This window comes from Deltaproteobacteria bacterium (genome assembly GCA_019308905.1).
GTDB lineage: Bacteria > Desulfobacterota > BSN033 > WVXP01 > WVXP01 > JAFDHF01.
The window spans coordinates 69,872-94,221 of record JAFDHF010000006.1 but is presented as its reverse complement, the minus strand read 5'-3'; the positions used below and the strand labels follow the sequence as shown (position 1 = coordinate 94,221).

The 24,350-nt window shown below is 57.6% G+C and carries 26 protein-coding genes; 14 read left to right on the top strand and 12 right to left on the bottom strand.

Annotated elements, in window-relative coordinates; genetic code table 11:
• Positions 1-217 precede the first annotated feature (217 nt).
• From larB to larC, 4 genes are read left to right on the top strand one after another with little or no spacing between them, the layout of a single operon-like run.
• Positions 218-979, top strand: coding sequence for a nickel pincer cofactor biosynthesis protein LarB (gene larB / locus JRJ26_04265; GenBank protein MBW2056694.1), 762 nt, complete (start codon positions 218-220; stop codon positions 977-979).
• Entirely contained in the window at positions 976-1,641 is a 666-nt protein-coding gene (locus tag JRJ26_04260; protein ID MBW2056693.1) for a hypothetical protein, read from the top strand. The genes larB and JRJ26_04260 overlap by 4 nt, the downstream gene beginning before the upstream one ends.
• Positions 1,623-1,997: a hypothetical protein gene (locus JRJ26_04255; GenBank protein ID MBW2056692.1), complete on the top strand. Its 375-nt coding sequence runs from the start codon at positions 1,623-1,625 to the stop codon at positions 1,995-1,997. Before JRJ26_04260 ends, JRJ26_04255 begins: the two co-directional genes overlap by 19 nt.
• The gene (larC, locus tag JRJ26_04250; GenBank protein ID MBW2056691.1) at positions 1,994-3,178 is read left to right on the top strand and encodes a nickel pincer cofactor biosynthesis protein LarC; all 1,185 of its coding nucleotides are present in this window, start codon (positions 1,994-1,996) and stop codon (positions 3,176-3,178) included. Before JRJ26_04255 ends, larC begins: the two co-directional genes overlap by 4 nt.
• Positions 3,179-3,194: 16 nt before the next feature.
• Here the strand turns inward: larC and JRJ26_04245 are convergent, their stop codons facing one another.
• The 5 genes from JRJ26_04245 to JRJ26_04225 are packed head-to-tail and all read right to left on the bottom strand — an operon-like array spanning position 3,195 to position 7,796.
• Positions 3,195-3,623: a DUF721 domain-containing protein gene (locus JRJ26_04245; GenBank protein MBW2056690.1), complete on the bottom strand. Its 429-nt coding sequence runs from the start codon at positions 3,621-3,623 to the stop codon at positions 3,195-3,197.
• A 25-nt stretch (positions 3,624-3,648) separates the two neighbouring features.
• On the bottom strand, positions 3,649-5,226 hold the full coding sequence (metG, locus tag JRJ26_04240) for a methionine--tRNA ligase (protein ID MBW2056689.1): 1,578 nt from the start codon (positions 5,224-5,226) through the stop codon (positions 3,649-3,651).
• A 3-nt stretch (positions 5,227-5,229) separates the two neighbouring features.
• Positions 5,230-6,030, bottom strand: a complete 801-nt coding sequence (locus tag JRJ26_04235) for a stage 0 sporulation family protein (GenBank protein MBW2056688.1) — start codon at positions 6,028-6,030, stop codon at positions 5,230-5,232.
• 40 nt (positions 6,031-6,070) lie between these two features.
• Entirely contained in the window at positions 6,071-7,042 is a 972-nt protein-coding gene (gene holB, locus JRJ26_04230) for a DNA polymerase III subunit delta' (protein MBW2056687.1), read from the bottom strand.
• A gap of 55 nt (positions 7,043-7,097) precedes the next feature.
• Positions 7,098-7,796: a dTMP kinase gene (locus tag JRJ26_04225; GenBank protein ID MBW2056686.1), complete on the bottom strand. Its 699-nt coding sequence runs from the start codon at positions 7,794-7,796 to the stop codon at positions 7,098-7,100.
• 196 nt (positions 7,797-7,992) lie between these two features.
• Between JRJ26_04225 and JRJ26_04220 the strand changes: the two genes are divergently transcribed.
• The 9 genes from JRJ26_04220 (at position 7,993) to JRJ26_04180 (ending at position 16,401) form a co-directional block, all read left to right on the top strand.
• Positions 7,993-8,874, top strand: coding sequence for an alpha/beta hydrolase (locus JRJ26_04220; protein MBW2056685.1), 882 nt, complete (start codon positions 7,993-7,995; stop codon positions 8,872-8,874).
• Positions 8,852-9,823, top strand: a complete 972-nt coding sequence (locus tag JRJ26_04215) for a 50S ribosomal protein L11 methyltransferase (GenBank protein ID MBW2056684.1) — start codon at positions 8,852-8,854, stop codon at positions 9,821-9,823. The genes JRJ26_04220 and JRJ26_04215 overlap by 23 nt, the downstream gene beginning before the upstream one ends.
• 30 nt (positions 9,824-9,853) lie before the next feature.
• Positions 9,854-10,603: a 16S rRNA (uracil(1498)-N(3))-methyltransferase gene (locus tag JRJ26_04210; GenBank protein ID MBW2056683.1), complete on the top strand. Its 750-nt coding sequence runs from the start codon at positions 9,854-9,856 to the stop codon at positions 10,601-10,603.
• Positions 10,604-11,118: 515 nt separating this feature from the next.
• Positions 11,119-11,286 (top strand): hypothetical protein, encoded by a 168-nt coding sequence (locus tag JRJ26_04205; GenBank protein ID MBW2056682.1) that lies wholly within the window; start codon positions 11,119-11,121, stop codon positions 11,284-11,286.
• A gap of 212 nt (positions 11,287-11,498) precedes the next feature.
• A complete protein-coding gene (locus JRJ26_04200; GenBank protein MBW2056681.1) occupies positions 11,499-11,930 on the top strand; it encodes a hypothetical protein in 432 nt (143 codons plus the stop codon).
• Positions 11,927-12,481: a 2-oxoacid:acceptor oxidoreductase family protein gene (locus JRJ26_04195; protein MBW2056680.1), complete on the top strand. Its 555-nt coding sequence runs from the start codon at positions 11,927-11,929 to the stop codon at positions 12,479-12,481. The genes JRJ26_04200 and JRJ26_04195 overlap by 4 nt, the downstream gene beginning before the upstream one ends.
• A 68-nt stretch (positions 12,482-12,549) precedes the next feature.
• Positions 12,550-14,295, top strand: a complete 1,746-nt coding sequence (locus JRJ26_04190; protein MBW2056679.1) for an FAD-dependent oxidoreductase — start codon at positions 12,550-12,552, stop codon at positions 14,293-14,295.
• Positions 14,292-15,446, top strand: coding sequence for a pyruvate ferredoxin oxidoreductase (gene porA / locus JRJ26_04185; protein ID MBW2056678.1), 1,155 nt, complete (start codon positions 14,292-14,294; stop codon positions 15,444-15,446). Before JRJ26_04190 ends, porA begins: the two co-directional genes overlap by 4 nt.
• 46 nt (positions 15,447-15,492) lie before the next feature.
• Positions 15,493-16,401 (top strand): 3-methyl-2-oxobutanoate dehydrogenase subunit beta, encoded by a 909-nt coding sequence (locus JRJ26_04180; protein MBW2056677.1) that lies wholly within the window; start codon positions 15,493-15,495, stop codon positions 16,399-16,401.
• Positions 16,402-16,449: 48 nt separating this feature from the next.
• Here JRJ26_04180 and JRJ26_04175 read toward each other — a convergent pair whose 3' ends face one another.
• The 5 genes from JRJ26_04175 to JRJ26_04155 are packed head-to-tail and all read right to left on the bottom strand — an operon-like array spanning position 16,450 to position 20,531.
• Entirely contained in the window at positions 16,450-17,766 is a 1,317-nt protein-coding gene (locus tag JRJ26_04175; GenBank protein MBW2056676.1) for a hypothetical protein, read from the bottom strand.
• Positions 17,763-17,990, bottom strand: coding sequence for a hypothetical protein (locus JRJ26_04170; GenBank protein ID MBW2056675.1), 228 nt, complete (start codon positions 17,988-17,990; stop codon positions 17,763-17,765). Before JRJ26_04170 ends, JRJ26_04175 begins: the two co-directional genes overlap by 4 nt.
• Before the next feature lie 17 nt (positions 17,991-18,007).
• Positions 18,008-19,066: a PAS domain S-box protein gene (locus JRJ26_04165; protein MBW2056674.1), complete on the bottom strand. Its 1,059-nt coding sequence runs from the start codon at positions 19,064-19,066 to the stop codon at positions 18,008-18,010.
• 33 nt (positions 19,067-19,099) lie between these two features.
• Entirely contained in the window at positions 19,100-19,915 is an 816-nt protein-coding gene (locus JRJ26_04160; protein ID MBW2056673.1) for a CYTH domain-containing protein, read from the bottom strand.
• Positions 19,887-20,531, bottom strand: coding sequence for a hypothetical protein (locus JRJ26_04155; GenBank protein ID MBW2056672.1), 645 nt, complete (start codon positions 20,529-20,531; stop codon positions 19,887-19,889). Before JRJ26_04155 ends, JRJ26_04160 begins: the two co-directional genes overlap by 29 nt.
• Positions 20,532-21,011: 480 nt before the next feature.
• Here JRJ26_04155 and JRJ26_04150 point away from each other — a divergent pair, with 480 nt between their 5' ends.
• Positions 21,012-21,674, top strand: coding sequence for a nitroreductase (locus tag JRJ26_04150; GenBank protein MBW2056671.1), 663 nt, complete (start codon positions 21,012-21,014; stop codon positions 21,672-21,674).
• Between the two features lie 44 nt (positions 21,675-21,718).
• On the opposite strand, the gene JRJ26_04145 is transcribed toward JRJ26_04150, so the two are convergent.
• Positions 21,719-22,759, bottom strand: coding sequence for a phosphotriesterase-related protein (locus JRJ26_04145; GenBank protein ID MBW2056670.1), 1,041 nt, complete (start codon positions 22,757-22,759; stop codon positions 21,719-21,721).
• 14 nt (positions 22,760-22,773) lie between these two features.
• Positions 22,774-24,147: an aspartate aminotransferase family protein gene (locus JRJ26_04140; protein ID MBW2056669.1), complete on the bottom strand. Its 1,374-nt coding sequence runs from the start codon at positions 24,145-24,147 to the stop codon at positions 22,774-22,776.
• Between the last annotated feature and the right edge of the window lie 203 nt (positions 24,148-24,350).

Sequence of the window (24,350 nt, the reverse complement as noted above, 5' to 3'; positions counted from 1 at the left end):
CATAGGAGGAACCTCCATTTCCACTTCTTCATATCAGCTTCCCCTTGCCTCCCAATAACTTACCTCACTACCCTCCAAAATTCTGGGGAAAGTCCACCCTGTGTTCCTTGACTTTCGGATAAATGATAATACAATTCCTGGGAATCCCCTTTTCGAGCCGGTGAACCCCCCCCGAGGCCTGAACCGGCCTGGTGGGGTTTGTCCCGGCGGAGAATCCATGGACGAGCAGAAGTTGAGACGGCTCCTGGAGGAGGTCAAGGAGGGCGAGCGAACCGTGGAGGAGGCGCTCCATGCCCTCAAGGGATTCCCTTTTGAGGATATCGGAGATGCCGTCGTAGACCATCACCGGCAGCTTCGTCGCGGGTTTCCCGAGGTCATAATGGGAGAAGGGAAGAGCGAGGATCAGATCTCCTCTATTGTACGTAACATGACCGAGAGAGGGGCGAATGTCCTGATTACCCGTGTCGGCGAGGAGAAGGCAAGGGGTCTCCGGGAAGTTTTCCCCGAGATGGAGTACCACAGGAGGTCCAGGACGGCGACCCTTGTGCGGCAGCGTGTCGAGAAAAGGGGGAAGGGCAAGATTCTGATTCTTACGGCCGGGACGGCTGACGTGGAGGTCGGCGAGGAGGCCATGATCACGGCCGAGATGATGGGAAACGAAGTTGAAATGGTCTGCGACGTGGGGGTCGCGGGGATCCATCGACTTTTCCATCACCGTGAGAGAATCATGGGGGCCAATGTCCTCATAGTCGTTGCAGGTATGGAGGGGGCCCTGCCCAGTGTTGTAGGGGGGTTGGTGGATCGCCCTGTCATCGCCGTCCCCACAAGTACCGGGTACGGGGCCAGCTTCAAGGGACTGGCCGCCCTTCTGGGCATGCTGAATTCCTGTGCCGCGGGTGTGACGGTGGTCAACATAGACAACGGCTTCGGTGCGGGATACACGGCCAGCCTGATCAATCGATGCCAGGAGGAGAGATGACGTTTCTTGAAAGACTCGTTGGAGGTCTCCGGCCCCTGGGCAGGTATCTCGTCCCCTTCTCAGGGTTCGATGCCATAGTCTCTCTAGTGCTTGCGATCCTTATCGGTGCGGTGATACTGCAGAACCGGAGGAGAAATCAATCGATAACCTCTGAAGTCGAGAGCCTTATTCGCCGGTACGTCATCTTCAGGGGGCACCGCCAGACCCTTCTGAAGGTCCACCAGGGAGACGAAGAGGTGAAACACGAGATGCTCAGGGCCATCTCCAATAGTTGGAACAATTTTAGAGGTATGCTGGAGGGGTATTCCCAGAACCTCCAGGCAACTGACCGGCGGGCCCGGAACTCCCTCTGTATCCTGGGGCTGCTGCTGGTGCTCAACAGCCTCCGGACCCTTGGATCAGGGACCGTACAGATTGAGGGGGATTGGGGGGTCCTTTTTTTTCTCCTCAGGGAGCTGCCCATGTATCTGTTTCTCCTTACAGGGTTCCTCCTCATAAACATCCAATCCCGCCGGTGGGGGAAACGCCCTCTGGCGAGTTTCGACGGGGAACTGGAGGCCGTCTTTTCCGATACTCAACAGGCCCAGGAGGCCCTGAACAACGAGTTTGATCCCATTGAGGAGTCATTTCAGAAGGAGGTGTCATGGCCAGAGGAATCCTGATTCTTGTCGACTCATTGGAGGTGGAAGCGGAGCTGAACGACTCTCCCACGGCAGAGCTGATCTGGAACAGCCTCCCCATTGAGGCCTCTGCCAACACGTGGGGGGAGGAGATCTACTTCTCCATACCGGTCAAGGCCGAGCTGGAAGAGGGAGCCCGGGACGGGATGGAAAGGGGGGAACTCGGATACTGGCCACCTGGAGACGCTTTTTGCATTTTTTTCGGTCCCACTCCCATGAGCAGGGGAGGGGAGATCCGGGCGGCCAGCCCTGTCAACCCAATCGGGAAGGTACTCGGAGATCCCGGGGTGTTCAAGGGGGTCAGGGCAGGTGCAAGGGTCCGGATCGTGAGACGATGAGAATAGCGTATTTTGACTGTTTTTCAGGGATCTGCGGGAACATGATCCTGGGTGGTCTTTTGGATCTCGGGGTTCCCCGAGCCTTGATGGAGGAGGGACTCGGCCGGCTCGGGCTTGAACCGTTCGAAATCTCGGCCTCCGTGGAGGAAAGGGCCCACCTGAGGGGTACTCACGTATCGGTGAGGATCGGGAACGGGCCGGCCAGGGAGAGGAGCTTCGAACAGATCCGCGACCTCATAGGGAAGAGTTCCCTGAACAGGCGTGTAAAGGAGATGAGCCTTGCCGCCTTCCGGCGGTTGGCCGTGGCCGAGGGAATGGTACACCGGGAGGAGCCCGATAGGGTTCATTTTCACGAGGTGGGTGCAGTCGACTCGATTGTAGATATCGTCGGTGCCTTTATCGGAGTCGACTATCTCGGGCTCGAAGGGGTCTATGTCTCCAGAATCCCCTTGGGCAGGGGCATGGTCTCGTCGCGGCACGGGAGGCTCCCCGTCCCCGCGCCGGCGACACTGGAACTGCTCAAGGATGTTCCGGTCTATGACTCCGGGGTAGAGGCTGAAATGGTCACACCCACCGGGGCGGCGTGGATCACGACCCTGGCCAGAGAGTTCGGGATCCTACCTGACATGAGGATCGAAAGGGTCGGATACGGCCTGGGTGACAGGGATCTGGGAAGCATTCCCAATGTGCTCCGGATTCTCCTCGGGGAGCCGGCATTGTCCCCTGTCCAGGACAGGGTTTTGGTGGTGGAGACGGACATCGATGACATGAATCCCGAATTCTTCGAACCCCTTATGGAGAGGCTCTTCAGCCGGGGCGCCCTGGACGTTGCTTTCCTTCCTATCCAGATGAAAAAGAGCCGGCCGGGTGTAATGGTGAGGGTGATCTGCGAGGAACCGTTACGGGAGCGTATTGTAGAGACCATCCTGCAGGAATCGACGAGCATCGGGGTCCGGTATTTCCCGGTCCAGAGAGGAAAGCTCGAGCGGAGGATTGAACAGGTCGAGACCCCCTTTGGGGTCGTGAGAGTCAAGGTCTCTCAGGACCGAAGCGGGAAGATCCGGCGTCTCTCCCCAGAATACGAAGACTGCCTCCGCCTCAGCAAAGAGACAGGAAACCCTATCATCGAAATCTACCAGGAGACTCTCCTCGCAGCCAGAAAGGCCGTTACAGGGAGGTGAGGGGGGTGGGAAGAGGTCAGCCCTCGTCTCCCCTCAGGGGCCTCGCTGCCTGGGCCTGTTTGAGCATGATGCGCCTCACCAGGGCTCTGAGTTCCCCATCCTCGATCTGTTCGAGGTGGCCTTCCATTTCTGCGCTTAGGGTCGTCTCCTGCTTTTCCTTCTCATCGTCGCGCTCTTCTGGAGGGGTCTGGCAGGGGGGGAGAACCTCACCGAGAGAGAACCGGATCTCCTTGATCAGGGCACCCTTGACAACCCTGTGGATCCTCTCCAGCAGCATGGGCTTCATGGTCTGGAGCTGCTGCATCCAGGTGGAACTCGAGACCCTGACAAAGAGAATCCGGTTTCTAAGTCTTTCAGGCTGGGCCTTTCCGGCGATCCTATCCCCTACGATTTCCTGCCACAAAGGCCAGATCCGATAGGTATCCAGCCTGGTGTCGAGGTCCATCCTTCGGAGAGTCCTCCGCAGGACCTTATCGAGCCTGTGTATTTTCTTGGCCATCGCCTTGGGAAAGGTCTATCCGGGGGAACAGAGGGGCCCCCCTCTGTACAGACCGGCCGGGCCGGATCTCGCCCCACTTCTCCATGTCTTGGAAAGACCGGCTGTGAATGCTACCCTCCATACCCAGCTGGGTCCAGATCTTCTCTCCTGTATCGGGTACGAATGGGAGGAGGAGGAAGGCAACGATCCTCAAACATTCCAGCGTATTGTAAAGGACCGTTGCGAGGCGGCCGCCTTGGTCCGGGTTTTTTGCCAGGTTCCACGGCGCTGTCTCGTCGATATACTTGTTCACCCGGCCGATGAGATCCCAGATGACCATGAGGGCCTTATGAAAGGCGAGATCCACCATTTCGCCTACAAAGGAGCGCATGGTCTCCATGGCCCGCCCGATAAGCTCCTGGTCTGGGCCTTCCAGCCCTCCGGGTTCGGGGATTTTCCCTTTGCAGTACTTGACGACCATCGCCAGGCTTCGACTCAGGAGGTTTCCAAGGTCGTTGGCCAGGTCCGCGTTCAGCCTGCTTACCAGGGCTGATTCGCTGAAATTGGCGTCCAGCCCGAAGACCATTTCCCTCATGAGGAAGTACCGGAAGGCATCCAGGCCGTATCTCTTCTCCAGGTCGAGAGGACTGACAATCTCCCCCCGGCTCTTGGACATCTTGCCGCCCTGGATGTTCCAGTAGCCGTGGACGTTGAGGTGCAAATAGGGCCCGATTCCAGCGGCTTTGAGCATGGTCGGCCAGTAGATGCCGTGGGGGATGAGAATATCCTTGGCAATCAAATGGTTGGCCACAGGCCAGAACTTCAGGAACTTCGGATCAGAGGGATACCCTATGGCCGAGACGTAATTGATGAGGGCATCGAACCATACATAGGTGACGTAATCCGAGTCGAAGGGGAGGGGAATCCCCCATGAGAGGCGTGTCTTGGGCCGGGAGATACAGAGGTCTTCCAGCGGGGACTCGAGGGAAGAGAGCAGCTTGTTTCTGTATCTTTCCGGCCGGATGAAGTCGGGGTTCTGCCGGATGTGATCGACCAGCCACTCCTGGTACTTGCTCATGGCGAAGAAGTAGTTGTTCTCCTTCCGAAATTCAGGCTCCTTCCGGTGGTCGGGACATTTCCCGTCCACCAGTTCGCTCTCCGTGATAAACCGTTCGCACCCCACACAGTAGTACCCTGCATACTCTCCAAAATAGATGTCCCCCTTTTCGTAGACCTCCTGGAGGATCAATCGGACGACCCGCTTGTGTGCCTCGTCTGTGGTCCGGATAAAGTGATCGTTCGAGATATTCAACCGGGGCCAGAGGGCGCGGAACAGGCCGCTTATCTCATCCGTGTAGGTCTTTGGGTCCATCCCCCTCTGGCTCGCCGCCTGGACGACCTTGTCCCCGTGCTCGTCGGTGCCGGTAAGAAAGAACGTATCATCGCCCATGAGCCGATGGAACCTAGCAAGTACGTCGCCCACGATAGTAGTGTAAGCATGTCCGAGATGGGGAGGAGCATTTACGTAATAGATCGGAGTCGTCACGTAGAAGGCCTTTGGCTTATCCATTGGTCATCCTTTCGGGTAGCGGATGTCTTCACAGGCAACAGTCACTTCTGCTCCGGATTCCAACTCAACTGTAAGGGTCCGATTCATGATATTCTGGCGGATGACCTTGCCCTCTCCATGGCTTGTCGTCACCCTCTTGCCCGTCTTGGGAAGGCCCTTTTTCAGCTCGCAGTAAGAATGGTATTCGTAAGCCAGGCAACACATGAGGCGGCCGCAGGCACCGGAGATCTTGGTAGGATTGAGGGCGAGATTCTGTTCTTTGGCCATCTTGACGGAAACCAGGTCGAAGCTGTTCAGGAACCTGGCGCAGCAAAACTCCCTGCCGCAGGGCCCGACCCCGCCGGTCATCTTCGCCTCGTCTCTAACCCCGATCTGTCTCATCTCGATTCTGGTCCTAAACCGCCCGGCCAGGTCCTTGACCAGCTCTCTGAAATCCACCCGTTTCTCTGAGGTGAAGTAGAAGATAGCCTTGCTCCGGTCGAAAAAGAACTCGACCCGGACGAGTTTCATATTGAGGTTTCTCGCCTTGATCCTCTCCAGGCAGAAGAGGAAACCCTCCCGCTCCAAGGCCCGATTGCTTTGGTCCTGGATAAGATCCTGTTCCGTCGCTTTCCTGGTTACCTTTTTCAGTGTCTTGAGAAGGGATTTCTTCTCTTTCTCCCTCGGCTCAATGGCCACCCTGCCGAGGCAGACTCCCTTGCCGGTCTCCACCAGGACGGGGTCCCCCTTGTTGAGGTCTAGATCCAGGGCGTCAAAGTCATGGACCTTGCCGCTGCCAAGCCTAACACCAACCACCCGAATCATTCTCGTCTCCTCTGGGCACCAACGCCATGCCGGAATCCCATCATCTCAGCTGGAGCACGAGGTTCTCGACGGCCAGAAGTCTGTTCACATTCGCCCTCAGAGCCTTTAGGGTCCGGTTGATCGCGTCTATTCTCCGGATCAGGGACCACCGTGAACTCCTAGACGCCCTCTCCCTTGCCTCCTGATAGAAGTCCCGGTTGATCAGGCGGCTGGGATCGTCCTCGATCTGGCAGACGAGGAGGTCCCTGTACCATGAAGCCATGACGAGAGAAACCAGAGGGAAATCCTCCCCGAAATCCGCGAGCGATTCCGCCAGTGTGAAAGCTCGGTTTACATCGCCACGGGGCAGGTCGATGAGGTCCTGAATGATCTTCGGCCTCTTTTGCCAAACCTCGTGATCGAGCAGCTCAAGAGCCCTCCCCAGACTTCCCTGGGAGAGTTCTGCCAGGGTCTTTGCCTCCCCTTCCCCTATGGAAGAGCGCCTTCTGATCTCCCCTGCCAGCCGGTCGACCGGCAGGGGGGTGAACTTCAACTGCTGGCACCGGGAGACTATGGTGGGAAGGAGAAGATCCCCTTGGGTCGCCACGAGGATAAGGAGCGTATCCGGTGGGGGTTCCTCAAGGGTTTTCAGGAGCGCGTTGGCTCCTTCTGCCTTCATCCGGTCTGCCCCGTCGAGGATACACACCCGTTTCTTCCCCTCATAGGGGCGAAAGCTGAGGGATCTCTGGAGCTTTCGGATCGTCTCTATCCGGATGAACTGCCCCTCTGGACCCATAACGGAGACATCTGGATGATTCGAATCCTCTATCCTCTTGCAGGAAAGGCACCTGTCGCAGCAGTCCTCTCCTCCCTCCAGACAATTGAGCGCCTTGGCCAGAGTGAGGGCGGTGAGTTTCTTGCCAATCCCTTCCGGCCCGAGGAAGAGATAGGCCTGTGGCAAGTGGCCCCTGGACACGGCCTTCCGGAGCAGCCGGATCGGCCTCTGGTTCCCGATGATCTCTTTGAAGCTCATGGCCTGTTCCCATGTATCTGGGAAAGCACGCGGCCTTGATTTCCCGTCCAGCCCCCTAAATACCCATGGGTTGGATCAGACGGTTCACGGCCCCTCTCAACCTGGGCTCGACGATACCACATATCAGCCGGTGGACTTCCAGTTCTCCTTGAGAGGCGTCGATCACCCTGATCCGATCCGGATCCTCCCGCGCGATCCGCAGATATCCTTCCCTCACCCTTTGGTGAAAGTGGAGGGATTCCCTCTCAAAGCGGTCCTCCCTTGCGGATGGGCTCTTTGCCTTGATCCTGCGAGAAGCCCTCCCCAGTCCCACCTCCACGGGGCAATCGAGCAAAAGGGTGAGGTCAGGGCTGGTTCCCTCCGAGGCGAGCCGGTTCAGATGCTTCACCGTGGCGAGGTCCAATCGACGGGCATAGCCCTGGTAGGCGACCGTGGCATCACAGAACCGGTCACACAGGACAACCCCTCCTCCTCTCAGGGCAGGCCGTATGACCTGTGCCACGTGTTCCGCTCTTGCAGCCTCGTAGAGAAAAAGCTCACCCAGGGCAGTGAGCTCTCGAGTGTCTGAACTCAGAAGGATCCTTCTTATCCGATCACCCAGAGGAGAGCCGCCCGGCTCACGGGTCACCGTACATCGCCAACCCTTCTGGAGAAGAAACCTTTCGAGGTGCTTGATCTGGGTCGTCTTGCCGCTCCCCTCCACCCCCTCAAAGGTTACAAAAAAACCCCTGGAAATAGCAGAACCATCTGGCATCGGTATCGACGCGATCACTCGAAGGTATCGAAAATTCTTTGTAATCATAGGAAATCCGCCCCTCCTTGTCAAGGCAAGAGGAAAGCACGTGGAGTTTCATGGCCTTCGGTCAGCGCCCCTGCCGCGAGCGACGTTGCGGAAGCGGCTGGGTACCCGTCGGGAGTGAGCGGGCGCCGTCACGAGCGGAGTCGAAGGGATGAGGGGGACCCGCCTTCAGGGCATTCGGGCCCGGAGGACCGTAAATGTGATAAAATTCCCGGAGATGGTGCAGGGGGTGAAAGAGATGTACGTGCTTCATAACAGGGGGAGAAGGATCGCCTGCGTGACCGGCAAAGGAGGTATGGACGAGGGGAGGAAAACCCTTGTGTTTGTTCACGGTTCAGGAGGCAGCCACCTCGATTGGAACTACCAGAGGCTCTTCTTTCAGCAAGCCTACAATGTGGTCATGGTGGATCTGCCTGGTCATGGCCGGGCGGGTGGTCAGGGAGAGAGCTCTGTAGAGGCCTATGCGGACCATCTCCTCCATGTGGTCCGGTCATTGAACTGCCGTGTATTCTGCCTCTTCGGTCATTCCCTGGGTGGTGCGATCGCCCAGCGCTTCGCCATTTCTCATGGGGACCTCGTGCAATCCCTGGTGCTGGTGGGGACCGGGGCGCGCCTGAGGGTCCTTCCTGAAATCCTCAACGCGGTGGAGGAGAGATTCGAAGAGGCCGTGGCCAGGATCAGTCAATACGCCTTTTCGAAGAAGGCACCTCGAGACTTGGTTCTGAGGGGCATGGAAGCGATGCTTCGGGAAGAGCCTTCCGTTCTCCTTCACGATCTGAAAGCATGCGACCGATTCGATATCATGGACCGTGTTCGGGAGATCGGAGTTCCTGCACTGGTAGTTACCGGCAGAGAGGACCGACTCACACCACCCAAGTACGCCCGCTATCTCGCCGAGAGAATAGAGGGCGCCACAATGGAGATCGTCGAGGGGGCAGGCCACATGGTGATGTTGGAACAACCCGAGCGGTTCAATCTGTCGGCCTCGAGATTTCTGGAAGGCGTTGAGAGTGGGCGGGAAAACGAAACCTGAGAAGGGGCTAAAGGAGATCGTGGCCGTTGTTCCCAGGGAGGCAAGCGAAGCCGTGGAGAACTTCCTCATCGAATCGGGAGCCATCGGCACGTCCATCGAGAGCTTTGAACTGGAAGGTCCGACCGAGACGGTGCGGGCGTATTTTCCGCAAGGCCGATCGGCGGAGAGACTCGAGGCTCGGCTCGGAGCCTACGTAAAGGCGATCGAGGGATACTTCCCCGGGGAGGTGGGATGGAACTTCTCGGTACAGACCCTGGTTGAAGATGATTGGCAGCAGGCATGGAGGGCCTTTTTCAAGACCAGCAGGGTCAGCCGGCGGATCGTCATCAAGCCCCCGTGGGAGAGCTACGAACCCAAGGGGGAAGAGAGAGTAGTGGAGATCGACCCGGGAATGGCCTTTGGTACGGGTATTCACGAAACGACCAGGCTCTGCCTGGAAGTCCTGGACAGGGAAATCGACCGGAGACTGGGAAAGGCTCGGGCGAGGGTCAAGGACAGGGTCAGCCTCCTCGATGTGGGGACAGGGTCGGGAGTTCTTGCCATAGCAGGAGCCAGGTTGGGGGCCCGGCCCGTGAAGGGGATCGACGTGGATGAGAGAGCCTTGGAGGCGGCCTTCCAGAACGTGAGGCGTAATCGTGTCGAGGAAGTCGTGGAGATCGGTTCAGACCCCTTGGAGGCTGTCAGCGGGCGGTTCGATCTGGTGGTTGCCAACATCGATTTCAAGACACTGGCTCGACTGGAGGGGCCACTCACTGCTCATGTCGCCCCCAGGGGGAGGCTGATCCTGTCCGGGGTGCTCAATGATCAGGTGAGAGCCCTGGCAGGGATCTTTGAAGGAAGGGGGTTCGAGGTGGTGGGAGGAGAGACCGAGGGGGAGTGGTCCTGCCTGGTGCTTAGAAGATTGATGCCCTCTTCTCGGGATTCACCTCCAAGGAGGTACGAGGGTTGAAACTCGAAGGAGGGCTCTTGGAGAGAGGAGATGGCTAGATTCTACGTCGCAGATCCTGTGATGGATCGTGGGGAGATCGTTGTCTCCGGCCCTGAGGCCCATCACATGCAGCGTGTGCTCCGCCTGAAGAGAGGGGACAGGGTCGAGATTTTTGACGGTACGGGAAGACAATACCAGGGTCTGATCGCCCGGCAGGACCGCCGGTCCGTGAGGGTGAAGATTCTGGAGATCAGAGGGGCTGGAGGGGAGGTCCCTTTCAGGGTTGTTATGGGACAGAGCCTGATCAAGGGGGACAAGATGGATTCCGTCATCCAGAAGGCAAGCGAATTGGGCGTATCGGAGCTTGTTCCTTTTGTTTCCTCCCGGTCGATCCCCCGGCTGGACCGGGACAGAAGAGAGGTTCGCATGGGCAGGTGGCGGAAAATCGCAATAGAGTCGTCGAAGCAGTCTGGCCGGCCGATTCCGCTGAGAGTGGAGGATGTGGTGGATTTTCATGAAGCCCTGAGACGACACGCCCGCGGTGCGGTCAGAATCATCCTCTGGGAGAGAGCCCGGAAGGGTCTCAGGTCCTTTTTCAAAGAAAAGGAGGATCCCTTACCTGTTCATGACACGGCATACTTTCTCGTGGGTCCTGAGGGCGGTTTTTCGGAACAAGAGGTCGCGGAAGCCGAGGAGGCCCACTTCGTGGCTGTGAGACTCGGCCCTCGAATCATGAGGGTGGAGACGGCAGGGCTCGCCCTTCTCAGCATTCTCCAATACGAATGGGGGGACTGGGGATAGTCGGTTCAGGCAGGATGGATCTCCTTTGGTACCCCCTCGGTCCGGGAGAGAGAGGGGGTGTGACCCTTCACGGCCAGTGAGGCATCCTCTGAACCAACGGTCTTGGTGTACTTCTGATAGGATTTGCACTCTCCCTGGAATCTGCATTTGCGACGACATACTTCCACGTTCACCTTGGGATGTCCTCTACGCCTTTCACAGATGATATATGCCATAACCTACCTGCCCCATATGTTGAGAATAGTCTATTTATACACCCAATATGTAGAGATGTCAAGAGAGAAAATTAGCCCAGTCGGGAAGACTTCATTTCACTTATCCATGAATTATAATACAAAACGGAGAAAGAATATATAGTCTTCTGGGAAATTCCACGGAATGAAAACAATTTTCTCAATCGAACCGGGCCTTCACTCGCCCGAACCGGAGCCTTTCGATTCCGAGAGGAAGGCCTCTAAAGTTCTCCCCCTCCCCGGCCGATAGAAAGGAGGAATACCACGCTTCAGGAGGAGTCCATGAAGATAAGAAGATCGGTTCTCTACCTCTTGCTGGCCTTGATGGCCCCCACCCTTTCCGGATGCTGGTACGTTGCAGCAGCAGGTGCCGGAGCCACTGCGGGGTATCTCATGAGGGACAAGGGATACAAGGTGCAAAAGCCGATTGAGAAGAAGGCCGAAAGATAGAGGAGATCCAGAAGAGGATCCGGGCTCTCTGTCTGCAATTTCGCTCGAGGACAAGGGGTTTCCAAGAGTTCAGGAAACGCCCTCGGATCGCCCCTTGATTAGATTCGGGGGGTTTGATAGAATCAAAAACACATCTGGTCAGGTAGAATCGCCTTTGAGGCCTTTGCCCAGAAGGGCAGACTCCCGGCTTAGGGAGGCTGCCGGAGGCCAAGGTGAGAGATTGCCTTGAAATCTCTACCGATAACGGCGTCGAGGGCCTGGATATCGGAGAGAAGATCCGGCCACTCCAAAGGGGAAAGGCTCTCACCTGTGGGGGGTTTTCCAGGGCCGTAAGCCTTCAGAAGTCCTTCCTTTCACAAACCGAAAAACGGCTCGTTGTCCGCCTTTTTTCCACCCATTTGAGAATACCGAGTGCCTCGGACCAGGGGTTCGCCTTCTTTTTCCAGGACCCGGACAGTGACAGGGGGGTCGTGGTTGTGCGGAGTTCTGCGAGGAAGCCTCCCGATCCGGAGAGAACCGTGTGGACGGAGGGGGTTCGCTTCTACCAATCCCCGGCTCCCAGGGAACCGGGAGAGGGGATGGAGTCCTTTGGCCCTCGAGGGGGGTCGAGGGGGCGACTGGAATTTCAAGAGGAGAAGCGGTGATAGAGATCCGATTTCACGGTCGCGGTGGGCAGGGGGCTGTGGTGGCGTCCAAACTGCTGGCTTCGGCTTTCTTCAAAGAGGGAAGGTTCGTGCAGTCCTTCCCGGCATTCGGGGTGGAAAGGCGGGGTGCCCCTGTCATGGCGTTTCTGAGAATCGACGACTCTCCCATCCAGTTGCGGACCCGCGTGTACAACCCGGATCACATCGTCGTTCTCGATCCGACCCTCATCGAAGTCGTCGATGTGACGAGCGGGTTGAAGGCCGAAGGATGGATCATACTCAACTCCGACCGGAGGCCAGAGGATTTCAAAAACTTCCCGTCTTTTCGGGTTGCAACGGTCGATGCATCGAGAATCGCCGTGGAAAACGACCTGGGGTCAAGGACCGAGCCCATCGTCAACACAGCCATCCTCGGCGCCTTCTCCAGAGTAACAGCCCTGGTGGGCATTGAGGCGGTTATCCGGTCTATCGAAGAAGCAGCCCCTGCAAGGAAAGAGTCGAATACCAGAGCTGCCTTTGAGGCTTACGAGAAGGCGATCCTTTCCGGCTGAGGCGGCTCTTGAGTCTCGGTGGTCCGGCTCTTACCTGTTCCCGGTCCTCCTTTCAGGAGGGAGCTTCTATGGCGAAGATAGAATACGAGAGGGAATCCCACATGCCCGAGGTCCCCATCTCCCTGGGAGACATGAGGTGGAGCAAGACCGGCAGCTGGCGGTACATGAGGCCCGTCTATGAGGACAAGACCCCGCCCTGTGGTGCGGCCTGTCCTGCCGGAGTCGATGTCGTCCGATTCCTGATGCTGGTGGAATCGGGAAAAGTCAGGGAGAGCTGGCTGGAAATCAAGAAGGAGAACCCCTTCCCAGGTGTGTGTGGGAGGGTCTGCCCTCATCCATGTGAGGCTCAGTGCAACCGGGGTCATTACGATCAACCCGTCTCCATCAACGCTCTTGAGCGATATGTCGCCGACGCGACAAGGCGGGTCAGATTGAGGAATCCGGACCGCCTGGGGAAGCGCTCGGACAGGGTGGCCGTGATCGGTTCCGGTCCCGCAGGGCTCAGTTGTGCCTATCATCTGGCGCTGTTGGGATATCGCCCGGAGGTATTCGAGACTCTCCCTCTTCCCGGGGGGATCTTGAGATTCGGAATTCCGGAGTACCGTCTCCCTGTTGAGACACTGAACAGAGAGATCGCTGACATAGAGGCGCTTGGCGTCAAGATCCGGACAGGCACCCGGGCTGATCGACATTTTTTTGACAAAGAGGGGAAAGCCTATCAGGCGATCTTCGTCGCCACCGGGGCGGGGGTGAGCCGGAAGCTCGGCATACCCGGAGAAGAGGGGAGAGGGGTCATACCTGGGCTCAGCTTTCTCAGGGAGATCAGGATGGGCCGCAGGACCTCGCCTGGACGAAAGGTGGCTGTCATAGGCGGTGGAAACACGGCCCTGGATGCAGCCCGCTCGGCAAAGCGGCTGGGGTCGCACCCTCTGATCCTCTATCGGAGGAGCAGGGAGGAGATGCCGGCCTTTGAGGAAGAGATCGTGGAAGCCCTGGAAGAAGGCATCGATATCGAGTTCCTGGCCCAGCCTGTGCGGATTCTCAGGGAGAGGGGAAGGGTTGCAGGGGTGGAATGTGTGAGGATGCGGCTGGGGGATGTGGACGGGAGCGGTCGAAGGCGACCCCTTGCCATTGAGGGTTCCAACTTCACCGTTGAGGCGGACGGGATCGTCGTTGCCATCGGAGAGTCCCCTGACACGGCTCTCCTGCCCGGTGAAGCCGAACTGGACGGGCGGGCTCTGATCTTGACAGAGACCTCCGGGTGGGAGTCGGGTGGGATCTTCCTCGGAGGGGACCTCGTCTCCCCTGTTCGAACCGTGGCTCATGCCATAGGATCGGGAAAGAGGGGAGCCATCGCCATTGACGCTTTTCTCAGGGGACATGATCCTGCTCGCCTTCTTGAAACAGTCCGGATTGGTGAGACAGGAACCGTCTCCATGAGGAGATACATGGATCCGGGCTGCATTGGCCCGAGCCGCCACGTGGTTTCTTTTGAAGAGCTCAATACCGCGTACTTCCGCTCCATGGGGCGGACCGAAAGAGAGCGTATACCGGCTCCGGAAAGGACCAGCGACTTCAACGAGGTCAACCGCGGGTTTACCCGAGAGGAGGCCAGGTATGAAGCGGAGCGGTGTTTCAAATGCGGCACGTGTAATGATTGTGAAAACTGCTATGTCTTCTGCCCCGATGTCTCTGTCTTGAGAAGTGCGAGAACCCTCGAGCATGCCATCGACTACGACCACTGCAAAGGCTGTGGGATCTGCTTCAGCGAATGCCCCAGGGCTGCCCTCTCCATGGTGGAGGAGGAGAAATGAAGAAGGTCATCACGGGCAACGAGGCGGTGGCATACGGAGTGGCCCTTTCCCGGGTTCAAATGATCGCGGCCTATCCCATTACACCCCAGACGACGATAGTCGAGGAGCTCTCTCAGATGTGTGCGGATGGGAGGCTGAAAGCACGGTTCATCAAGGTGGAGTCCGAACATTCGGCCATGGCGAGCGTCTTGGCATCATGCACGGCCGGCGCCAGGTCCTTTACGGCCACATCCTCCCACGGATTGGCTCTGATGCACGAGATGCTCCATTGGGCGGCAGGGGCAAGGCTCCCCGTGGTCATGGTCAATGTGAACCGGGCGATGGGTCCACCGTGGAACATCTGGAACGATCAGACCGACAGCCTGTCCCAGCGGGATACGGGATGGATCCAGCTTTACTGTGAGAACAACCAGGAAGTTGTGGACACGATCCCTCAGGCCTACCGGATCGCAGAGACCGTGAGGCTTCCGGTCATGGTGGTCCTCGATGCCTTTGTCCTCTCCCACACCGCCGAGGCCACCGAGATTCCCGAGGCTGAACGTATCGATGAGTTTCTTCCCCCCTTTCACGGCCGATTCACGTTGACCGGTCGCCAGCATCAGTCCTTCAATCCCATCGCCACCCCGGACTACTACATGGAGTTTCGCCACAAGATGCAGGAGGCCATGGATCAGGCCAAGGAAGTGGTGAGGGACGCCGATGAGCGGTACGAACGGTTGGTGGGTAGAGGTTACGGAATGATAGAGAAGTATAACTGGGACGGAGCCGATACGGTCCTGGTTACATCGGGAGCGGTGACCGGTACATCGCGCTTTGTCACCGATGAACTCTGCCGCGAGGGACCTCCTGTCGGTCTGCTCAAGATGAAGATGTTCAGGCCCTTTCCGGTCGAGCAGATTCGGGAGGTTTTGGGGGGCGTCCCCAAGGTCGCCGTCCTGGATCGAGGTCTCTCATTCGGTCACAGCGGTTTCTTTGCCGGTGAGATTCGTTCGGCCCTCTGTCGTGAAAAGGAGAGACCCGAGATCTTCGGTTTTGTTACAGGCCTTGGCGGGAGGGACGTGACTCCCGGCATGATACGGGAAATGATCCGCTATACACGGGAGAAAGACCGCCCGGAGGGTGATATCATCTGGGTGGGTTTGAAACGCTGAGGCCGGGACCCTCCATTGCCTGTTGGGGGGCCGTGGGAGGAGGACAATGCGACACTATCAGATTCCTGCCGTGGAACTCCTGGGCCCGGGACACCTGGCCTGTCCCGGGTGTGGTGCTGCAGTGGGTATGCGCCTGGCCCTCAAGGCCCTGGGCAAGAAGACCATCCTCGTGATTCCCGCCTGCTGCTGGTCGATTGTCCCGGGGGCCTTTCCCCATTCGGCCATTGATGTGCCCATCTACAACACGGCGTTCGAGACAGGGGGGGCTGCGGCAGCCGGAATCGTGGCAGCCCTGGATATTCTGGGCGATGAGGAGACGACCGTTGTCACCTGGGCGGGGGACGGAGGGACCTTCGACATCGGTATTCAATCCCTCTCAGGTGCAGCCGAGCGGAACGACAATTTCATTTACATCTGCAATGACAACGAGGCGTATATGAATACCGGCATTCAGCGGAGCTCGGCTACGCCCTATCTGGCCTGGACCACCACCACACCGGCCGGGAATCCCAAGGAGCGTCCCAAGAAGAATATGCTCGAGATCATGGCAGATCACCGGATTCCGTATGTTGCCAGCGTCACCATAGCCTACCCCGAGGACATGATCCGGAAGATAAGAAAGGCCAAGAGTATCTACGGAACCAAATTCATACATCTCCTCTCCCCCTGCCCCCCTGGGTGGCGGATTCCCTCTGAAAAAGTGGTCCATGTGTCGCGGCTGGCCGTGAGGGCCAGGGTGTTTCCCCTCTTGGAGATCGAGGACGGCGAGCGATACACCGTGAACGTCCATCCGGACGCTATTCCCGTGAGGGAGTATCTGAAAGCTCAGGGCCGCTTCAGCCACCTGACGGAGGAACAGATCGACGAGATCCAGTCGAATGTAGACCGGGAGTGGAGGCGACTCCTCAAACGCACCCAGTTCAGTTCGGCCGTTTTCGATGTAGCCCGCCGGTAGGGCAGGGGCTAAGCAGAATAGAGCAAGGGGATACGGACAGAGACGGACTCACCTGAGTCCCATCACGGCGGGCTCACACCCTGATGCTGCTTGTTCCTCCCTGAGCCTTTCCGCTTCTCTCCGGTAACGGGCGATGATCCTGTCGGCATACCCCGGATCGTTGTCCCCGTATGTCTTCTCAACGAACCGCATGGCCCGCTGGAGAGTGGCCAGCCTGGCCCGGATCATCTCGCATTTCCGGAGCCCCCAGCGCATCTCGACCGGGTCGTCAGGGTCGTAGGAGAGCCATTGCCTGTTTCTGTATATCTGGAGCAGATCGATGGTCTTGTTGTTCCCGATGTCGAACGTGGTGGCCTCCATGCGGGCCAGAAAGGGCTTTGGATCGAGGTGGTTCTGCTTCACGATGGTATCGAAATACGAGAAGAGAAGGCGGATCTTTCGGTCTCTGAGGGGCGTGCTGTAGGTCTCCCACATGTCGGATCCTTCCGGGCAGGGTTTCTGGGAACAGTAACCGTAGCCGCTCAGGACGATCCGGACCCGCTCGTCGAGCATCTTGACGATATAGTCTATGACCCGCTCGGCCTTCTGCTCCGGGTCGTGCTGCCGCGGATCGATCCGCCGGGCCACGGCATCGACGTAGATGGGGGTGTCACGGAAAAAGTCCGGGCGGTACTGTTCCTCGGAATAGGCGGGCTGCTTCTGCCTCTCAAGGTACCGCCAACTGCCGTCCACCTTTTCCAGCCAACGGAACTTGAGCAGGCCCGACTGGTTGGCCGCATTGGGACTGTGCATCAGAAAGTCTCTCAGTTTCAGTTTCTGAATCTTCACCGGGAGCGATGCCTCCCAGGTTTGAAGGGGGTGAATCGTGCTGCCGTCAAGGACCACCCGGGCAATGACGCCTGTATGAGCTTCCGTGGATAGGAAGACCGTGCCCGGAGTCACGTAGGCAGGAACCACCCGGATGGGATAGGTGTCATTGGGGATCGACTCCGTTGTGGTGAGTGACAGAACCGCGGCCAGAGCGGCTCGGAAGCGGGGGTCTTTGTCCCATCTCGAGTGGGAGGGGAGCCTGTCCCAGTCGCTCGACCAGTTTCCGATAAACCTCCCGTACTTCCCGGTGGCAGCAGCAGGCAACCTCCTTATTCGGGAATAGATCCAGCGGAGTCCGTAGGGAACATCGGCGCAGTCGACGGGTATCCTATGGTTGATAAAGAAGTTCTCGTCCACATATTCGGAGATCCAGGCTCCATATCTCAGCTCTTCCTCCATGGTCCACTGCTGCGTTGCGTGCCATACCTCCGCACGCGCCGCAGGGGCAAGCGCCACACCCGCAAATAGGGCGATGGCGTAAAGGACTCTCTTCATGGTCGCTTCTCTCCTCCCAGCCGGTCTTCCAGGGTCTGGATCCGTCTTTCCAAACCCGACAATCGTCTTCCCGTCAGCTCCTCGTACCGCTCAAACCATTCGGTGACCCGTCTCTCCGTAACATAGTCGCAATACGCCCTTACGGACCGGGTGATCTCTCCAACCTTCTCGTCCAGAGCCTTCAGGGTTCTCTTGATCTCACCTATCTCTCTTTCCAGATCCATCGGATCTTCCGGCGTCGTTACTGCTTCTTCCCCGAAGCCCTCTCGAGATCGATAATCCTGGAGCGGCCCTCCACATAAGGTTCGGTCTCGTAGCTCGTGATATTCTGAATCTTCCGGGTAATGTTCCCCATCCTGAGGGCCTCTGCCTCGAGTATCTTCACGTTGCGGTAGTGGGGGTCCTCCGTGTCCATCTCCTTCAGGAGCATCTGGACCCTCATGAGGATATTGACAAGGGGCTGGTTGAGGTGATGACACGCCGCCCCTGCCATCTCGATCACCCCTTCGAACCGCTCCCTTTCCATGGCCCGTCTTTCCAACTCCTTCCGGGCGGTAATATCGGTCACGATTCCCCGAACCATGCATGATTCCTCGGGATCGATCTTGAGAACGGAGAGGTTGATCAGAGCGTCGATCAGGTCCCCTTCCTGGTTCAGCAGACGGGTTTCGAAAACCGTCCCCTTGCCTTCGGAGGAGACACGATCCAAGATATGCGCGGCCTCATCCCTCCTTTCCGGACTGAAAAGCTCGGTCCAGTGCCGGTTGATCGTTTCGTTCAGACGGTAACCGAGCATCTTCAGCAGGCCGTTGTTTGCGTATGTGATTCTTCCCTTCCCGTCGAGGGAGAAGATCCCTGAGTCGATGTTTTCGATCAGGTCTTTGTACCTCTGTTCAGACCGCGCCACCTGAGCTTCGAGATTCCGTATCTCCCCCACGTCCCTTATGATCATTGCCGTGCCCAGGTAGTCGCCCGAACGGTTCCTGACGGCTGTATAGAAGATATCATAATAGGAATCCCTTTCGGCACCAACGATGCCGGAACGCCTGGCCCGATGATACCGGGTGGTCTCCCGTCCTGTCTTGAGGTCATCGAGGATCCGTGAGACCGCCTCGTGATCCCTTGAAGGGTGGCAGTCGAAGATGGAGCGCCCCACCAGATCCCCTGCCTCGATCCTCCCCCGCATTCTCTGAAACGTCCCGTTGGTCCACTCGACCCTGTCGTCGCAATCGAAGAAGATAACCCCTTCCCCCAGGCTGTCGAGGAGAAAGTAAAAGATACCCTCCCTGGATTCGCTCACTGCGTGCCCCTTTGCGGCTTGCTGATATCAATTCTAAGCAGAAAAATGGAAAGAGTCAAACCGATCCTGGAGGAGGGCCGCTATCCTGTCATAAGCAGGGGGCTTCAGGTGGCCCCGGGCGTCGAGCAATCCTTCGAGTTCCCTCCTGTCCAAAAGGGCTCCGATGGCCTTGCCCGTTGCCAGCTTGCCGTAATCCCATCTCTGGAGTTTCCCCGAGTATCTCCGGGTCAGCTCTTCCATGACGGTCTCCAGAGGTGTGAGGGCGTTCTCCCTCTTCGCTTCGAGCTCCACCTCGTGATGGCGGACTACCCTGTCACCGAAATGATAGGCCACGGAGTCGATGGCGAGTTCGGCAATCCTCCCGCTTCTTTCGTTGCCCGCGGGGATGACATCTCTCAGCTGCCTTCGGGTTTCCCGGTCCTGAATGACTCGGAACCCAAGACCTCTCATGGAATCGAGGGGGTGGAGAGGGTCGTATCCCAGGCGACTCCTCGGCAGCCTGATTCCCCTGTCCGTCAGTTCTCCGGTGATCCTGGCCAAGCTCTTCTCACACCACAATCCTTCGATTTCGAGGCGGGTTACACCGCCCCACTGGCTGGGTCGGGACCGCCCCTTCAGGGCAAGCCAGTGGGCTCCCCCTATCTCCCTGATCCTGAGGGCCAAATCTCTGGCCTCAAGCATTCGCCCCGGTGTGTCGAGGTAGAGGTCGTGAATCTCCTGGGACTTCCGCACCACCAGGCGGTAACCACCAATCGAGGTGAGACGGGCGATCTGTTGGGCCACTGCCTCGGGACTCTCAGACCGTATGATAAAGGTCGCCTCAGACTCCTCGGAACTTGATCTCTTCATCCGCTGGTCTTCCCCTTTCATAGCGCCACTTCACATACAGGAATTGGACGACCCAGGCCAGGATGAAACCAACTAGGGCCCAGATCCAGATTCCCCCCCATTGGGAACGGATGGTTGCCAGGCCCCAGAGAGCGGCTGCGATTAGACAGTTCACAAGGGCGATGGTCTCCACCAGCCCGCCGGTCCCGAGAAAAGCGATCTCTCTCCATTCCTTTTTCCGTACGGGCCTGTCATCCCGGGGTTCAAAATAGAGATGGGATCCTATCCCCTGGTCGGTCTCGGTAAAGTACCTGCGGATTCTGCCTGTGGCCCGCAGGTACCTGTGGCTCTCGAGGTTCCTGCGGATAATCCGTACAAGGGTGACAAGACCAAACAGAAGAAGTGCTCCAAGCCCGTAGAAAAATATGGGATCCACTCTACCCTGGGAGAGGGAGATTCCCTGGTCCCTGGTGGCAGCCAGGGCGGCTATCACGGCAGCTGTAAGAGTGACGAAGAAATTCACCCGCCTCTCGCCGAGTTCTTCCGTGTGCCAGAAGGATTCCATCAAGCGCTGATACTCGGCAAGCAAGAATTCTACCGAATAGGCATTCTGATCACGTGTCTCTTTGCCGTCCATATAGCCTCCTTCTCCGGTCATGGGATAGAGACTCTACCTATTTGTCAACCGGTCCTCCGGTGGAGCTCCCTGTCCCCAGGCCCCTCGTCTCAGGAACCGCTGCCACATCCCACCGCTCATGCTGCCCGTATGGAAGAGGTCCCCTATCAGCAGGCATGCGAGAAGATTCGCAGGCGTTCACAGAGGCACTCCGTACTATCCTAGCAGATCGAAGTGGGAAGTCAATCTCGGTTCTTCCGGAGTTTCGTGGCCTTTGGAGTCGGTGACACACCACACATCCCCCGCGCGACGTCTGTCGCGGGCAAGGGGATAGGCGAGGACAGGGGAGGACCTTTTCCCGTAGTGCTTGCACGGAGGTGGAAAGTCGCATAGAATCCCACAGAGCACCACCTTGGTTCTGTATCGTTTCTGTTCAAAAACGTCTGGTCTTTTTCGACCTGTTGCACAGGCCCTTGCATGGTCGCCAAGCGGAGGTGATTTATGGAACTGCTCGAAGGGATTGAGACGAGGAGGTCTTTCCGTTCTTTCAAGCCCACAGAGATCGACGAGGAGACAATCCACCGGATTCTGACGGCTGCCAGTAACAGTCCCTCTTACACGAATACCCAGCCGTGGGAAGTCGCCGTGGTGTGCGGAAAAAAGAAAGAGGAACTGAGCAGAGTCCTTTTCGAACTGGCCAGGGCCAAAGCACCGACCAATCCTGATCTGCCCGTTCCAGAGGGCTGGCCGCCGGAGTTGGAGGCACGCTCAAGGGAGCACGGTACCAGGAGGCTCAGCGTACTCGGTGTGGAGAGGGAAGACAGAGCGAAGAGGGAAGAGCTGAGGTTGATGAATTTTCGGTTCTACGGTGCGCCATGTGTGATCTTTCTATTTACGGACCGGGCTCTGTCCGAATGGTCGATCTTCGATATGGGGCTCTTTGCCGAGAACCTGATTCTGGCGGCCCATTCGCTGGGCTTGGGAAGCTGCCTGCAGGCCTCGGTGGCAGACTATGCCCGCGCCATACGCGAATTCCTCGAAATACCCGAAACAAAGAGGCTGATCATCGCCATATCCATTGGCTACCCGGACATGGGTGCGAAAATAAACGCCTATCGGAGCCTTAAGCAAAGGCCAGAGGAGTTTACGAAGTGGTACCGGTAGCCCCGCGAGGGGGATTTCTCCTTTGCCGCTCTTGTCAGCCGCCGTCACTTGGTGATGCTCAGGGCCTTTGCGGGGTTGACCTCGAGGATACGATGTAACGTGTCGTCTCCGGTACCTGCTGCATGGAACATGGGGAGGACATTTGTCAGAATGTGATCGTATCCCCAGCCTCCGTATCTGTGGAGGTCCATCTTGAAGCAGACGTCCTGGGAGAGAAGGATCCGGTCCACGAATCCTTCCTGGGCCAGATACTGAATCGACTTGACCCGCTGGGTGTCCTTGGGAAGTTCGTAGGACTTATCCGTTCTAGTGTACTCTTTGCCAAAGGTATCGTACTCGATGTAGGCACCGCGTCTTGCCACCGACCTTCCATATTCGACATCCGGGTTTCCATCCATGTGGCAGATGATGACCCTGCCGGGATCTGCTCCTTCTGCTTCCAGGATGTCGAGTATCTCCAGGGCATGCCATTTCCCGTCACGAAAGTAAGGATGAACAGAAACGGGCAGCCCCGTCTCCGCCTGAGCCCTCGCCGCGGCCCGGAGAACCTTCTCCTCTGTCGGGGTAATCTGCTGGCTCGTACCGATTTCACCGATTATCCCGGGCCTGATCCCCGTGCCTTCTATTCCCCCTTCTATCTCGTCGACGAGTTCGGCGGTTATCTCGTCTACGCTCCTGGTCTCGAGGTAAGGGGGATGTGAAGAATCGACGTAGTACCCACATCCCGCTACTATGTTCAGCCCGGTTTCAACGGCTATTCTCCTCAGTCCGGCCACATCCCTCCCCATGCCGACACAGGTCGCTTCCACAACCGTGTTGCCCCCTGCCCATCGAAATCTCTTGATCTCTTGCGCGGCAAGTTCGACATCGTCCAGAAGCAGGTTGTCCCGTATGGCAAAGGGGTTTCTGTGCAAGACCCCAAGGTTTTCGATGTCCACTCTCTCTCCGGCGAGCCTCCTGGCTGTCACCTGGGGAGGAGGTTCAAACAGGCAGGTGAGGTCGCAGAGCAGGTGCTCGTGCATGAGGGTGATGCCCAGCTCACCAGGAGATATGTCACCGAGGACGGTGCGGATCCTTTCGGCCATTTTCTCGATGCGGACTAACTCAGTCGATCCATCTCCCCCAGAACCTCGCGAGTGATCTCGCAGATCCTGTCTATCTCATGGTTTTCGATGATCAGGGGGGGAGTAAAGTAGAGGGTGTCCGAGTCATAGCCTCCCAACCGGATGATCATCCCCCTTTCCAGGAACGCCCTGTCGAGAGTCTCTCTGAGTTCCGGGTTGCGCGAGGTGAATCTGAGTTTTCGGTCTCTGTCACTGACCAGCTCTATTCCCTGGAACAATCCCTTGCCCCTCACATCGCCGATGAGGGGCGAATCTTCCTTGAGCTCTTCGAGTCTTTCCCGCAAGTATCTGCCCTTTTCTGCCGCCCTTTCGGCGAGATTTTCATTCTCTATGAGATCTATGGCTGCCAGCGCCGCTGCACACGCGAGCGGACTGCAGGATTGGGTGTGTGAGTGGTAGAGCTTCTTATCCCTGAGTTTCTCGAAGATCCTGTCATGCACGGCTATTGCACTGATGCTCTGGTATACGCCGCTCAGGCCCTTCGCCATCGTAATCATGTCGGGCTCGATATCCCAGTGCTCGCAGGCAAAGAGCTTCCCCGTTCTTGCCCAGCCGGACATGACCTCGTCGATGATGAGTAGAACGTCGTGTTTGTCACAGATCTCCCTTACCATCGGCCAGTAGTCTTTCGGAGGGGTTATCACGCCTCCAACCCCCATGATCGGCTCACCGATAAAAGCCGCTATGACATCCGGGCCCTCTGCCTCTATGGTTCGATCGATCATCTTTGCGCACATAAGCCCGCAGGTCGGATAGGCAAGACCGTAAGGGCACCTGTAACAGTAAGGCGGGGGTACATGGATACCGCCCGGAGCCACGTTCAATCTGAACGGATCCTTAAAAGAAGAAAAACCCGTGACACTCAGTGTTCCGTATGAGAGTCCGTGGTAAGACCCGTACAACGAGATTACCTTGTTCTTCGACGTGTCATCGAAGTACGCCCTTGCTATCTTAAGGGCTCCCTCAACGGCGTCAGAGCCGGTCACGTTTAGATGTACCCTGTTGAGATTGCCGGGTGTATATTGGGCTATCTTTCTGCACAGATCGGCTACCACTTCGGCCAAAGCGACCCGGTAATGGAGGAAATGGAGTCTGCTCAATTGGTCTTTCAGAGCAGCGGCGATCTTCGTATTTCCGTATCCGTAGTTGACCGCCACGGGGCCGGAAGAGGCATCGAGATACCGTTTCCCTTGGAGGTCCTCCAGGTAGACCCCTTCTCCTTTTCGAATTATCGGCTGCTGTCGTTTCCTTGCAACCTCCGCCATACTGACCCAGGGGATCCAGGCATGCTTTTCAATGGCATTCCATGTGTCCTCAATTTCATTTAAGAGATGTTCCTGAGCACTCATATGATCCACCCTCCTGCCCGTCTCCTCCTCTCGGTATGTGGGGGTTCCATAGACGGTATCTGTTCGGTCTTCCACAAGACAGGGTCGAATGCCTCTCTCTTATACCTTGTCCTGTGGAAAAGAGTCAAGGGGCGGGAGCTTCCCGAGTTTCTCGTCAAGGATTCTTACGATTTTTTGGCTGGCCGCCACTGAAAAACACCGGT